The 13,495-nt window shown below is 50.6% G+C and carries 12 protein-coding genes; 2 read left to right on the forward strand and 10 right to left on the reverse strand.

The window, feature by feature from the left end:
• Positions 1 to 97: 97 nt before the first annotated feature.
• The 9 genes from DW085_RS05225 to DW085_RS05260 form a co-directional block, all read right to left on the reverse strand.
• Complete coding sequence (locus DW085_RS05225; RefSeq protein WP_243022553.1) at positions 98 to 1,015, reverse strand: substrate-binding domain-containing protein; 918 nt, start codon at positions 1,013 to 1,015, stop codon at positions 98 to 100.
• Positions 988 to 1,299 carry a hypothetical protein gene (locus tag DW085_RS20435; RefSeq protein WP_347474984.1) on the reverse strand — a complete coding sequence of 104 codons (312 nt, stop codon included), beginning with the start codon at positions 1,297 to 1,299 and terminating at the stop codon, positions 988 to 990. Before DW085_RS20435 ends, DW085_RS05225 begins: the two co-directional genes overlap by 28 nt.
• 456 nt (positions 1,300 to 1,755) lie before the next feature.
• Positions 1,756 to 2,769, reverse strand: a complete 1,014-nt coding sequence (locus DW085_RS05230) for a sugar ABC transporter permease YjfF (RefSeq protein WP_117796234.1) — start codon at positions 2,767 to 2,769, stop codon at positions 1,756 to 1,758.
• Between the two features lie 3 nt (positions 2,770 to 2,772).
• Positions 2,773 to 3,831 (reverse strand): ABC transporter permease, encoded by a 1,059-nt coding sequence (locus DW085_RS05235; protein ID WP_118472223.1) that lies wholly within the window; start codon positions 3,829 to 3,831, stop codon positions 2,773 to 2,775.
• A 2-nt stretch (positions 3,832 to 3,833) separates the two neighbouring features.
• Positions 3,834 to 5,348, reverse strand: a complete 1,515-nt coding sequence (locus tag DW085_RS05240; RefSeq protein ID WP_118472224.1) for a sugar ABC transporter ATP-binding protein — start codon at positions 5,346 to 5,348, stop codon at positions 3,834 to 3,836.
• A gap of 189 nt (positions 5,349 to 5,537) precedes the next feature.
• A complete protein-coding gene (locus DW085_RS05245; RefSeq protein ID WP_117796237.1) occupies positions 5,538 to 6,596 on the reverse strand; it encodes an ABC transporter substrate-binding protein in 1,059 nt (352 codons plus the stop codon).
• A gap of 179 nt (positions 6,597 to 6,775) precedes the next feature.
• Complete coding sequence (locus DW085_RS05250) at positions 6,776 to 8,365, reverse strand: sensor histidine kinase (protein WP_118481905.1); 1,590 nt, start codon at positions 8,363 to 8,365, stop codon at positions 6,776 to 6,778.
• Between the two features lie 194 nt (positions 8,366 to 8,559).
• Entirely contained in the window at positions 8,560 to 9,675 is a 1,116-nt protein-coding gene (locus DW085_RS05255) for a helix-turn-helix domain-containing protein (RefSeq protein WP_118491663.1), read from the reverse strand.
• 112 nt (positions 9,676 to 9,787) lie between these two features.
• The gene (locus DW085_RS05260) at positions 9,788 to 10,621 is read right to left on the reverse strand and encodes a carbon-nitrogen hydrolase family protein (RefSeq protein ID WP_118491665.1); all 834 of its coding nucleotides are present in this window, start codon (positions 10,619 to 10,621) and stop codon (positions 9,788 to 9,790) included.
• Positions 10,622 to 10,968: 347 nt separating this feature from the next.
• Here DW085_RS05260 and DW085_RS05265 point away from each other — a divergent pair, with 347 nt between their 5' ends.
• Positions 10,969 to 11,751: an ABC transporter ATP-binding protein gene (locus DW085_RS05265; RefSeq protein WP_118491667.1), complete on the forward strand. Its 783-nt coding sequence runs from the start codon at positions 10,969 to 10,971 to the stop codon at positions 11,749 to 11,751.
• On the forward strand, positions 11,741 to 12,553 hold the full coding sequence (locus DW085_RS05270) for an ABC transporter permease (RefSeq protein WP_118491669.1): 813 nt from the start codon (positions 11,741 to 11,743) through the stop codon (positions 12,551 to 12,553). The genes DW085_RS05265 and DW085_RS05270 overlap by 11 nt, the downstream gene beginning before the upstream one ends.
• Positions 12,554 to 12,680: 127 nt before the next feature.
• Here the strand turns inward: DW085_RS05270 and DW085_RS05275 are convergent, their stop codons facing one another.
• Positions 12,681 to 13,421 carry a YoaK family protein gene (locus tag DW085_RS05275; protein WP_118468308.1) on the reverse strand — a complete coding sequence of 247 codons (741 nt, stop codon included), beginning with the start codon at positions 13,419 to 13,421 and terminating at the stop codon, positions 12,681 to 12,683.
• Between the last annotated feature and the right edge of the window lie 74 nt (positions 13,422 to 13,495).

Below are 13,495 nucleotides of genomic sequence, written 5' to 3' on the forward strand. Positions count from 1 at the left end.
TTTAAAGAAAAGACCGGCATCGCGCCGTGCGATACCGGCCTTTTCTATTACATTCAGCCTCTTAAAATTCTATAATTTGAATCAGTTTCTGAACTAATTAGTTGCCTGCTCTCTGTGCAGCATCCTCGATGGAGATACCAGCTGCAGTTGCTTTCAGGTCATCCAGGCTAAGCTCGGACATAGCTACCAGTTCCTCATCGGTGTATGGAAGCTGATCTACGAAGTACTGCTCATATGCTTTGTAGTCGTCCGGAGAAGATACATACAGATACGGGAACGGAACATCCTCGAAGTTACCCTCGATACCTGTGTAGTTGCCCTTGATTGCGTTGTAAACCATCATGAAAGCGATAAGCGGATCGCAGTAATGTCCACCGGACTCACCGGCCATAGAACCATTTTCAAGTCTCTCGCCCAGATCCGGAAGGAAGTCCGTGGAAACGATGTCGATATCCTGAGTCTTGCCTGCACGCTCAACTGCTGCGATAGCGCCCTGAAGCGGGTCACCGCCGCCGCCTGCCGGAATCAGTGCATCCAGAGTCGGATCTGCGGACATCAGAGCCTCTGCTGCCTTGGAACCACCCTCAGAAGAAGTACCTGCGTACTGCGGCTCAGACAGTTTTGCCTGATCATCCGGATGCTCTGCGTTCCATTTCTCAACACCAGCTTTGTAGCCTTCCCATCTGCCAAGCCAGGTAGCGTCGCCCTGCTCCCAGCCGATCAGACCGATGTTTCTGTCGCCCTTGTCCAGAAGAATCTGAACTAATTTTTCACCGTTCTCCGGCTCGTTCTCATGAACAGCGCCGATGTAGTATGGTGATGCGGTTGCTAAATCATAGATATCCTTGCTGTTCTCCTGGCTGATAACACGGAAGAACTGTGCCAGATATACTTTATTGTCATTACATGTCTTAATAGCGGATGTCATCTCTGTATCAGAAGAGTTGCAGATGATGATACCCTGGCATCCTGCTGCTGCTAACTGCTCTACGGATGCGGTAACCTTCTCCGACACATGACCCTGGTCAACATACTGAACCTGAACGCCAGAGCCTTTGCTGCCTCGTCGATGATCAGCTTACACTGGGAACCAAGTACATCGGTGGAGGACCAGATGGAAACACCGATCTTGATGTCTTTGTTGTCGATCGTCGAAGCTGCTGCCTCGCTTCCTTCTGCTGCAGAAGCATCTGCTGCCTGTGTCGCATTTGCTGCTCCAGAGCCGCCGCATGCGGTCATGCTCACTGCCATCGCTGCTGCTGTCATGGATGCAGCGGCACGTTTGAACATTTTTTTCATTCTAACTACCTCCCATAAAATTTTCTTTGCAAGCGGCACCCCAGCCGCACTGCGTTGTTGCTTTTCACAACTTTTTGTAATTTTATTATAACAATCTAGGACAAATTGCGCAAGTAAATACAAGAGCATTTTTTCATAAAGTTGTATTTTATTTTGTATATTGTTATAAATTTAACGTCTAATTTTGACATTCTTTTATCCGAAATACAAATGATGCATAAATTAAAGCGGCTGTTTTCGCTAAATATTTATGCATCATGTATAGGTTTGTTGATTTTCTCTCGAATTATGTCGAATCAAAAAAATACATCTTTATATTGTTTCTGATATGTACTGTACTTTTTTCAGATGTCTTCCCTCTCTTTGCATGGATATTTCCCGTCATTTTGACTGTTCTATCTTGATGCTGTCATACCAGACATTCATGCCGGTTTGTCTGTCTCCGGAAGAGAATTTCTACTTTTTCTTCTTTACCATCGCAAGGATCGACTGAAGCACGATGAAGAAGCATAAAAGCGCCGCGATCGTGATACGGGTCCACCAGGAAGAAAGGGTTCCCTGGAAAGTGATAAATGCCTCGATCGTCGCCTTGATAAGGACGCCAAACAGGGTTCCGAATACATTACCGACGCCGCCGGTTAAGAGCGTGCCGCCGATAACAGAGGAAGCTATCGCATCCATCTCGAAGCCCTTTGCCTGCTCAACGAAGCCGCCCAGCGTATTCAGACAGAACAGGACACTGCCGACGCCGCAAAGGAAACCGTCCAGGATATAGGCTTTTAGTTTTACCCGGCGCACATTTAAGCCCATCATCAGCGCTGACTGCTCGTTGCCGCCGATCGCATAGATGCTGCGTCCAAATTTCGTATATTTCAGCATGATAAATGCCAGAACCAGAAGAACCAGCGCAATCACAACCGTCGGATAGATATATGGATAAATCATCATGCCTTTTTTGTTGAGATAGCCGCCGAACGGAATATAAAGTTTCATCTTCGCCCATGCCATGAAAGTTTCATTCGTAATACTGATCATGTCCTTGGAAATGATCGCAGTCATGCCGCGGGCAAAGAACATACCCGCCAGGGTAACAATGAATGGCTGGATATCCATGTAGGCAACCAGAAATCCCTGTACCAGACCGAAGACAATCCCGGTCACCAGCACGATGAGAACCGCCGGAACCGCACCGATACCGCCTTTTTCCATCATCCATGCCAACATCATACAGCCCATCGCCACGAAGGAACCGACGCTGATATCGATACCGCCGGTGATCATGACGATCGTCATGCCGATACCGATGACAATCAGACCCGCATTGGAAATAAAGAGGTTTAAGAAATTCTGTGTCTTGGCAAAGCCCTGTGCATTAAAGAGCACGCAGCCGATCGCGTACATCACGAAGAACAGCAGGATCGTGACAAGAAGCAGGAACGTGTTCTGATTTAATTTCTTCTTTTCTTTCATGATTTATGCCGCCTCCTTTCCTGCCGCGCCCAGTTCTTTTTTCTGTGCCAGAGATTTTCTCCATCTAGCGAATCCCGGTGACTGGAGTGCTACGATGATGACAACCACGATCGCCTTGTAAACCGGAACCTGATCCGAGGATACGTGCATCGCATACAAGGTGGTCGTCAGCGCCTGAATCGTATACGCGCCGATGACGGAACCTGCCAGCGAGAATTTACCGCCGCCGAGGGAGTTTCCGCCGATGGCAACTGCCAGAATCGCATCCAGCTCCATATTAAGACCGATGTTATTCGCATCCGCCGAGTAGATGCGGCTGGAAGCAATCAGACCGGAAAGACCGGAGCAGAGTCCACAGTACGCATAAGTAAGGAAAATAATCATAACCGACTTGATGCCGACGAGCTGGGACGCACGTTTATTGATACCGACCGACTGGATGTACATACCCAGTGCCGTTTTCTTCAAGAGTAATGAAGTCAGCGCCACAACGACGACCGCCACGATAAACGGGGTCGGAACCGGGAATCCCGGAAGGGAAGCGCCCAGGGTACGGTAGCTGTCCACGCGCACGTATGTGATCTGTCCATCCGTGATCAGCTGGGCGATACCGCGCCCGGCGGTAAACATGATAAGAGTCGCTACCATCGGCTGGATGTTTAACTTTGCAACCAGAAAACCGTTGAAGCAGCCAATCGCCGCGCCGACGATGAGCGCTGCCAGGAAGCCGAGAATCAGCGGATTGGCATATGCAGTTGCTGCGCGCTCGCCGCCGGTTAAGAGGTTGCAGCAGACTGCCGCACTGACCGCCATGATCGCGCCGACGGAAATATCCGTTCCAGCGGAGGACGATACGACAAGCGTCATGCCGACTGCCAGAATCACCAGCTCTGACGCACGGTTGATGATATCGATTAAGTATCCGTAGAGAACGCCGTTCCGCACCTCGATCGCGAAGAAGTTCGGCGTCGTGACGATATTTACCAGCAATACCAGCGCAAGGCAGAAAATCGGGAGAAACAGCCTCTGCGAGGTAATTTTTTTGAACGTCATATTTTTCATAGCTACTGTCCTCCTGCAATGGTTGACATGATGTTGGACTGGTTCATCTCATCCTCGGAAAGTTCTCCTACCTTTGCACCATCGCGCATAACAACCATGCGGTCGCAGGTACGGAGCATCTCCTCGATCTCGGAAGAAATGAACACGACTGCCATGCCCTGTTCTGCCAGTTTTACGACCAGTTTCTGAATCTCTGTCTTGGTTCCGACGTCGATACCACGGGTCGGCTCGTCCAGAATCAGGAAATCCGGGTTGGTCAGAAGCCAGCGTCCGATGATTACCTTCTGCTGGTTGCCGCCGGAGAGTGATTTGATCGGTGTCTCACGGCTGGCGGTCTTAATCTGCAGCATATCAATGTATTTATCGGTAAATTCTTCCTGCTGCTTGCGGCTGAGCAGGTGGAACATACCGCGTTTTGCCTGAAGTGCCATGATCAGGTTCTCACGCACGGATAGATCCGCGATGATACCCTCGTTTTTCCGATCCTCCGGCAGATATGCCATGCCGGCATTCATCGAAATCAGCGGGTGGCGCGCCGCGATCGGTCTTCCCTTGACGCTCAGCTCGCCCTCATCCGGCTTTTCCGCTCCATAGAGAACACGGACCGTCTCAGAACGTCCCGAACCCAGAAGCCCGGTAAATCCGACGACTTCACCCTTGTGAATCACCAGATCAAACGGCTTTATGTATCCTTTCTTTCCGAGTCCCACCGCCTTGATGACGATGTCCGCTTCGCCGTGTTTCTCCTCACTCTTGGAATCCTTGATCGCTGCCAGATCATCGAAATCCTTTCCCATCATCTTGGCAACCAGCTGGACTCTCGGAAGCTCCGCCGTCGTAAATTGTCCTACCAACTGCCCATTCCGAAGAACGGTGATCTTATCGCAGACTGCATACACCTGCTCCAGGAAATGTGTAACGAATATGATGCCGACGCCTTCGGATTTCAGGCGGCGCATCAGATTAAAGAGCTTTTCTACCTCTCCATCATCGAGGGAGGAGGTCGGCTCATCAAGAATCAATACCTTTGCCGACATATCGACTGCACGGGCGATCGCTATCATCTGCTGAATTGCAATCGAATAATTGTCGATCGTCTGTGTTACATCTGCATGTATGTCAAGGTCCTGCAGCAGTTTGCTGGCCTTTTTATTCATTGTTTTCCAGTCAATCAATCCGCCTTTTCGCGGTTCGCGTCCGATAAACAGATTCTCTGCAACCGTCAGGTTCGGACAGAGATTGACTTCCTGATACACGGTGCTGATGCCCCGGTTCTGTGCCTCCTGCGGGCTGCGGTTGATGATCGCATGATCGCAGCCGTCTATCATGATTTCCCCTGTTTCAAACTCCTCTACACCCGTCAGGACTTTGATCAGCGTGGATTTTCCTGCGCCATTTTCCCCCATCAGGGCATGAATTTCGCCTTTTTTTAAGGTAAAATCCACATTCTGCAGAGCTTTTACACCCGGGAATGTCTTATAAATATGCCTCATCTCAAGAACGGAATCCTTTTCCATAAAAGCTTTGCCTCCTTATTTTTTGAAAAAGAAAGCGCAGGGACGGAAACCTAAGCCTCCAGCCCCGCGCCTCCTGATTGCCAAGTGCCTGCCGTCCGCCGAAACCTCCGGTCTGACACTCATTCACTTACGGTCAAAAGCGATTGCCTGTCCGATTATTAACATTTAAAAATACCATTCAAAAGCGAATTAGTAAGCTCTTGTCTTTAAGATTTCTTCCAGATCCATGCTTGTATCGAAGTATGCTTCGTCTACGTACTGAATCTTCTCAACCTCTTCGCCTTTTTCCAGTTTCTGGATGATTTCAGCTACACGCGGACCATGAAGCGGGTTGCACTCGAAGGTTGCGTTTAAGTCGCCAGCGATCATGGACTCGAAAGCTGCCTTTACAGAGTCAAAACTTACAACGATGATGTCGCCGTCCGGACCACAGGTCTTGCCTGCTGCCTTGATAGCATCGATGGCACCAAATGCCTCGTTATCATTCTCACAGATAACAACGTCGATGTCATCATAGCTCTTTAAGAAGGACTCCATAACTTCCTGTCCTTTTGCCTGGGTGAACTCACCAGACTGTCTGTCAAGCATCTTCCAGTTGGAGTGCTCTTTCAGCTTGTTGTCCATACCTTCCGTACGGCCAACCTGTGCGGATGCACCGATGGTACCCTGAATGGTAACCATGTTGATCTCTTCGTCGCCGCGTCCCTGATCCTCTAAATATTTAGCCAGCCAGTCGCCGCAGGTCTCGCCTTCTTTTACGAAGTTTCCGCCTACCCATGCCTCATACAGGCTGTCATCAGAAAGCTGCATCTGACGGTCAGAAAGGATAACCGGGATACCAGCCTCTTTTGCTTCTTCCAGAACGGTCTCCCAGCCAGTCTCAACAACCGGAGCAACTACGATGTAGTCAACACCCTGCTGGATGAAAGAACGGATTGCCTTAATCTGATTTTCCTGTTTCTGCTGTGCATCGTCGAAAATCAGTTTGTAACCATTTTCCTCAGTAAATGTAGATTTGAAAGATTCGGTGTTGGCTGTTCTCCAGTCAGACTCAGCACCAACCTGTGCATAACCTACGGTAATCAGATCGCCGTCTGCTGCCGCTTCTTTCTCTTCGCCCTCTTCTGCTGCCTCTGTATCAGCCGGAGCTGCTGCCTCCGTCTCTTTCTCAGCCGGATTGCTTGTACAAGCGGTCATGGATAACGCCATTGCTGCTGCTAAAGCTGCGGACACTAATCTTTTTCTCATACTGTTTCCTCCTTATAAGACCCAATATATTTGTTTTTGCGTATTTATTATAACAAAGTACCCCGCATCATGGATACGGGGCATCTTTGGAAAAAGGTATATTATTTTTTTGCGATGTTTGTCGTTTTCTGTGTTTTTCCGGGTATGTCTTTAAAAAATTACAATTTTTTTCGAAAAAGTTATGATTTTTTTTGATTTCCCAAATAAACCTTAAAGCAGGTGCCGATATTCTTTTCAGATTCAACCAGGATCTCAGCCTGATCGCCATAATACATCTGAATCCGCTGCACCACATTATGTAACCCAAATCCGCCGCTGCCGATGGGGGCAAGTTCCTCTTCCGGCTCCAGTGTCAGCTTGGCGCGCACGGCGGCAAGCTCCGCCTCATCCATGCCAATCCCATCGTCCTCCACCTCAAAGACAAGCCCATTCCGATCCTCATAGCCGCGGAGCACAATGCATCCGCCGCCGCGCTTATTTTTGATGCCGTGGTAGAGGGCATTTTCCACCAGCGGCTGCAGCAGCATTTTCAGCACAATCCGGTGCCGGATGGACGGCTCGATCTCGATCGAATAGTCGAGAATGTCCTCGTACCGGATCTTCTGAATCTTTAAATAGCTCCGGATGTGTGATTCTTCCTCCTCGATCGTGATAAAATCGCGCCCGCCCGATAAAACCGTGCGAAAAAAGTCGCTTAAATCCGTCGTCATCTCCACGACCTGGCGGTTGTTGCCGCCCTCTGCCATCCATACGATCGAATCAAGTGTATTATAGAGGAAATGGGGACTGATCTGCTCCTGGTGGAGGCGCAGCTCCAGCTCCCGCAGGTTCTTCTGCTCCTGCCTCGTCTTATCAAGCAGCCGCCGGATGCGGTCGCTCATCTGGTTAAACGCCCGTGCCAGCACGTTGATCTCTTCCAATCCGCCCGTTCTCGCCCTCGCATTCAGGTTCCCGCGACCGAGCTGTTCTGCCGTCCTCTGTAACTGCTGCAGCGGTTCCGTGATGGATTTCGTGATCGTGACTGCCAGAAACATACCGACCACCAGCACCACCAGAAGAAGCGCCAGATAGCTCTGCACCTGATCCGCCATCTGCACCTTCAGCTCTTTCTGAAGCTGCTCCATGTTGATCATCTCATAATAGGTATACTGCGTGATGTAATCCTGAATCATCGAGCACAGACCCTGGATGTCATTCTCCCAGATATTGACATTTTCATCGTAATATCCACCGGCGGCGGCATTTCCAATCATTTTATCCACTGCCCGCTCCAGGGAATCCAGACAGGAGAGGATACCTCTTATCTTGATATCACAGTCCGACCCCGGTTCCCGCTCGATCGTCGTTCCGAACGCCTGTCTTGCCGACGCAATCAGGCTGTGGGGATTCTTGACCACCGTCGCATACTTCGTCTCGCCCTCGACAATATCTCCATTTTCGAACTGTTCCGCGTCAATCAGCCCGATCATAACACGGTACATCGAATACTCCATATCCGATTTAAACTTTATGTTGTACTCATTCGCCGTCTTGAGATTTGCCAGAATCGCGTCGTAGGAAGCAGAATAGGAAGCGATCATCTTCTGGAACCCGAGCGCCATGCCTGTTAATGGAATGGCAATCACGAAGAGGAGAAGGATCAGACGGGCGCGGAGAGAAAGAGGGCGATATGGACGGGCAGCGGATAATGAATCCGCGCCCGGATCCTGATTTTTGTTTACCTCTGCCATCCCTTCTGTTTTTCCAATCTGCCCCTGCTCCACTCCCATATCTTTCCTCCCTTTTTGAACACCTATGTACTTTCGGAATCTTTCTGTGCTTGATTTTGTGAGATGATTTTTTGTCAGTTGTGCCCAAATTTCTGAGGCGTACGCGGTACGTACGTTGATGAAATTCGGGTGCAGCTGGCGGAAAATCAGCCACAAAAGCAAGTGCAGAAAGACTCCGAGAGTACATAACTTCCTTACTCCTGCCGCGTCTGGCTCGCCTTATACTCTTTTGGCGACTGCCCCATCGCTTTTTTGAACGCCGCGCTGAAATAGTGTGAATCGTTGTATCCCACCTGCTCCCCGATCTCAGACGTCCGGTAGGAGGTGCATTTCAAAAGTTCACATGCCCGTTCCATCCGCACCTGCGTCAGATACTCCACAAAAGACTGCCCCGTCTCCTGCTTGAAAATCGAACTGAAATAGCTCGGACTGACGCCAATATGCGCGGCAATCCGGTTCAGCGACAGGTCGCTCTGGCTGAAATTTGCCCGGATATATTCCTTTGCATCCCGGATCACGCTGCCATAACGGTCGTTCGATGCCCGGTCACGCGCCTGCAGGGCAACCGTAAACTCATCGACCAGATAGGCTTTCGTCATCTCCACGCTCTCGATCACCTTCGGAACCCGTTTTATGTCAACCGCACTTTCCGGAACCTCCGGCGGCTCCGCTTTCAATTTCTTCAAAAACTCCTGCACACAGTAAAAAATATCCATCGTCATATACTGACGCAGCAAGAGCGATTTGTAATTATGTTCACCGATCGCTGCAAAATACTCCTCGACAAACGGACTGCACTCTTCGACTGAGCCGAGCTTTAAAAAATCGTTGATGAGCTTCCGGTCAACGCCGCTATAATCCGTTTTGTCCAGAAATTCCGTATATTTTTCGTAGCTGACAAAATACCTCTCCAGAAGCTTTGATTTTTCCCTCTCTTCCCGGATCTCGTCCGCCGCCTTTTTCAACGCATCGATGAGTCCCGCCGAGGATACCGGCTTTAGCAGATAATCGCTGATTCCTATCTTGATCGCCTCTTTTGCATATTCAAATTCATTATAGCCGCTGAGCACGATGATCCGCGTGCGCGGAAGCGCCTTTTTCACCAGACGGCTCAGCTCCAGCCCGTCCATAAACGGCATCTTGATATCCGTTACCAGAATATCCGGCTGTGCCTTCAATATCAGCGGATACGCGTACTCGCCGTCGCCCGCCTCCCCCGCAAATTCAAATCCGTGGCTCGCCCAGTCAATATTATCCCGTATACCGTGCCGGATGATCGCCTCATCCTCTACCAGAAACACCTTTACCATGGTTTTCCCCCCTGGACTCCATTTTTCTCTGTCCTTTTTATCCATTTGCCCGAATACACCCGTTTTTCATTTCCGTCCACACGCCATTTTGCCGACTGAAAATATTCACGCCTTACTTCTTCTCACTCACTTCATACAAATCACTCCGCCGGTTTTCCAGCGACGGAATCTGCTTCCGTATCTTATCCAGATAATCTAAATCAATCTCCGCATAGGTGATCCCCGGTGCATCCTTTGACCGTGCAATCACCGTTCCCCACGGATCTGCCACCAGGCTGTTGCCGTATGCCGCATACGCCGGTTTCTGTCCAATCTGTCCCGGTGCCACGATGTAACAGCCGTTCTCGATCGCCCGCGCCCGCAGAAGAACCTCCCAGTGATCCTTTCCCGTCGGCATCGTAAAGCTCGCTGGAACAAAGATAACCTGCGCCCCGCGAAGCGCCATGAGCCGGTAAATCTCCGGAAAACGCACATCATAGCAGATCGACATTCCAAAAACGCCCAGCTCCGTCTCCACCGTCACAATCGAATCGCCCGGTTTGACCCGGTCCGACTCCCGGTACGGCGTGCCGTCCGCCAGCGTGATGTCAAACATATGCAGTTTGCTGTACGTCGCCAGAATCTTCCCCTCCGGCGAAATCAGCACACTCGTATTTGCCGATCGCTTTTCCCCCGGAAGTGCCTGCGTGATACTGCCCCCGTGAATATAGATGCCGTGTTCCTTCGCTTTCGCGCAGAGGCGCTCGGTCGTGTACCCTGGAATCTCCTCGCGTCCGCCACCTTCACCGATATTTTTCCCGATCAGATTCATCACCTCCGGGAAACAAATAAGCTTCGCTCCCCTTGCCGCCGCCTCGTCAATCCAGGCGCATGCCGTCTCCAGATTTTTCCCTTTATCATTCTGCGTATCCATCTGCATCAATGCCACTGTATATCTGCGTATCATAAATACCCCCTGTATCCTGCCTATAAGCGCTTTTCTCTCCACAATTACCTATATTTTATTATAGCATCTCTTTTCCACACGGGTCAACCAATGCAAGGCACGTATGCGCGAACAGTAACCCGGCTGTTACTGTACACGCATACGTGTCCAGTAACGGAATTTGCCGTGGCTTCGCATTTCAATACGGCAAATTCCTGCTGCCACCACGTTTTCTTACGGCACTTTCGGTTCCAAAAGTGCCTACCCGTGTACAGTAACCCGGCCTTTCATTTCCGCATATTTTAAAGTAAGAATGTTTCAAGGAGCGTAACTGTCCCACTGATACACAGTTACCCAGGTATTTGCTTATGCCGCCCATTCTGGAAGTTTCCGGGCTTTCCTACTCCTACCACACGATATCCGGGGAGACGAAAGCCCTTTCTGATATATCATTTCAGGTAGAAACCGGCGAATTTATCGCCATTGTCGGACCGTCCGGCTGTGGAAAATCCACGCTGCTCTCCTTAATCAGCGGGCTCCTGCCGCCGGAAGAAGGTTCCATTCTTATAAATGGGGTTCCGCTCTCGAAAAGCCAGTGCCGCATCGGTTATATGCTGCAAAGCGACCAGCTTTTCGAGTGGAGGACGATCATCCAGAATGCTGCCCTCGGGCTGGAAATTCAGAAAAAAATGGATCATGCCGCGGAAGACCGCCTCCACCGGCTCTTAAAAATCTACGGACTGGAACAATTTGAGCATTCCCGCCCCTCCGAACTATCCGGTGGAATGCGCCAGCGCGCCGCCCTGATCCGGACACTGGCGCTAGAACCGGAGCTTCTGCTTCTCGACGAACCATTTTCGGCGCTCGATTATCAGACACGCTTAACCGTCTGCGACGATATCAGCACCATCATCCGGGAGCGCCGCAAAACAGCGATTCTGATCACCCACGACCTCTCCGAAGCCGTGAGTGCCGCCGACCGCATCCTGGTTCTGACTAAACGCCCCGGAACCATCTGCCGCATCCTGCCGGTTACCTTCCCGCTGTCCGCTAACCGACCGCTGGAACGCCGGAATGATCCGGCTTTTTCTCTTTATTTCAATGAACTATGGAAGACACTGCAAGGGGAGGGCAAAAAGTATGAAATGTAAGAAAGAATCCACCGCCCAGAAAGCCTACCTCCGCCGCCAGCTCCATCGGCGCCGTCTGGTTCTCTTCTGCCGGATTTTCTTATTCGTTTTCTTTTTAATATGCTGGGAAATGAGCGCCCGACTGGGGCTCATCGACGCGTTTATTTTCAGTTCCCCGTCACGCACCGTGCGCTGTTTCCTGCGGATGATGCAGGACAAAAGCATCCTCATCCACACCGGCGTGACGCTCTATGAAACGCTGATCAGCTTTACACTGGTCATCCTCTGCGGGCTGATCGGCGCGGTTCTCCTCTGGTCGAGCCGGAATCTTTCAGAGATTCTGGAGCCGTATCTCGTCATGCTCAACAGTCTGCCGAAATCCGCCCTCGCCCCGATTCTCATCGTCTGGCTTGGGAGCAACATCCGCACGATCATCGTTGCCTCCATCTCGGTCGCTGTCTTCGGCTCGATCCTGACACTCCACAACGGATTTTCCTCGATAGATCCCGACCAGATCAAATTAATCCGGTCCCTCGGAGGAAACCGGATTCATATTTTAACCAAAGTCCTGCTGCCTGGCTCAATCCCGCTGATTCTCGCCAACATGAAGGTCAACATCGGTCTCTGCCTGGTCGGCGTCATCATCGGTGAATTTCTCGCTGCCAAACAGGGACTCGGATATCTGATCATCTACGGCTCACAGGTATTCCAGATGGATATGGTTGTGATGAGTATTATTCTTTTATGTATTATGTCTGCGGCGCTATATCAGGGAGTAGGAATACTGGGAAAATTTCTACAGCAGCAATATCACCAGCATTAAATCTGTCCACTGCTTCACGTTTGCTGTTCTTAAACGCCTGCATTTTTCCGCATCCTGTTCCCGCCGAAGCCTGTTTCCTGCCGCTTTTCTTTCCCTCATCCTGTAGAAAACTTGCAGGGAACAGACTTTACAGCTTCTGCTCCTTCTCCAGCTTCTCTGCTTCTTCCATCTCCTCTGCCGCCTCGACTGCCGTCTCCTCCGGAGTCTCGCTTTCAAGCGGAGCCGTACCGACCGCGATAAAGGTTCTCGCAGCCGCCAATGGCAGAAAGCCTACATAGGCGCTGTAGATGCCGAACTGACCGACCGCCCACGCTCCGAGTACCACGCCCAGGAAAAAGCTGATGACCGTATAGGTATAAAGAATTGCTTTTCTCTTAAATTCCTTATCCTTTGTCAGACCGTACTGCAGCCAGCCAAGCACCGACTGTTTGAAGTTGTTCGTCATAAAGATCGTCGCACTGTTAAATCCGTCGGCACCGGAATAGACGCCCCACTGAAATGCGGATGCAAAGAAAATCGGATAAATTCCGACCAGCGCTGGTTCAAGCGGCAGCATCGATGCCAGTGCCAGTGCAGCCGCATCCACCCAGAGGGCAAGTTTCCGCATGTTTATTTTCGTAAAGTTCGTGAGCAGATATGCGGATGCCACGCCCAGTCCAAACAGCACCAGCGCAGCCAGACGCAGAAGGACGTTAAACCATTCCATCGATACCAGTTCCGCTCCCATCTCCATCAGGTTGCCTGTCTGAGCAGAGCCAAAGTTTCCGGCATGAAGCAAAATCGCATAGGCTCCGAGAAATCCCCCGACCAGGGATATATTCCAATGAAGGATCGCATCCAGGCGATCCCGAATCACTTTCTGTACCATACCATTACCGCCTTTCGCGGTTGATTGTATCGCGCGGCGGCTGGATCGTCAATGACAATTTACAAAAAATTACC

Source organism: Clostridium sp. AF50-3, assembly GCF_003477445.1.
GTDB lineage: Bacteria > Bacillota > Clostridia > Lachnospirales > Lachnospiraceae > Otoolea > Otoolea fessa.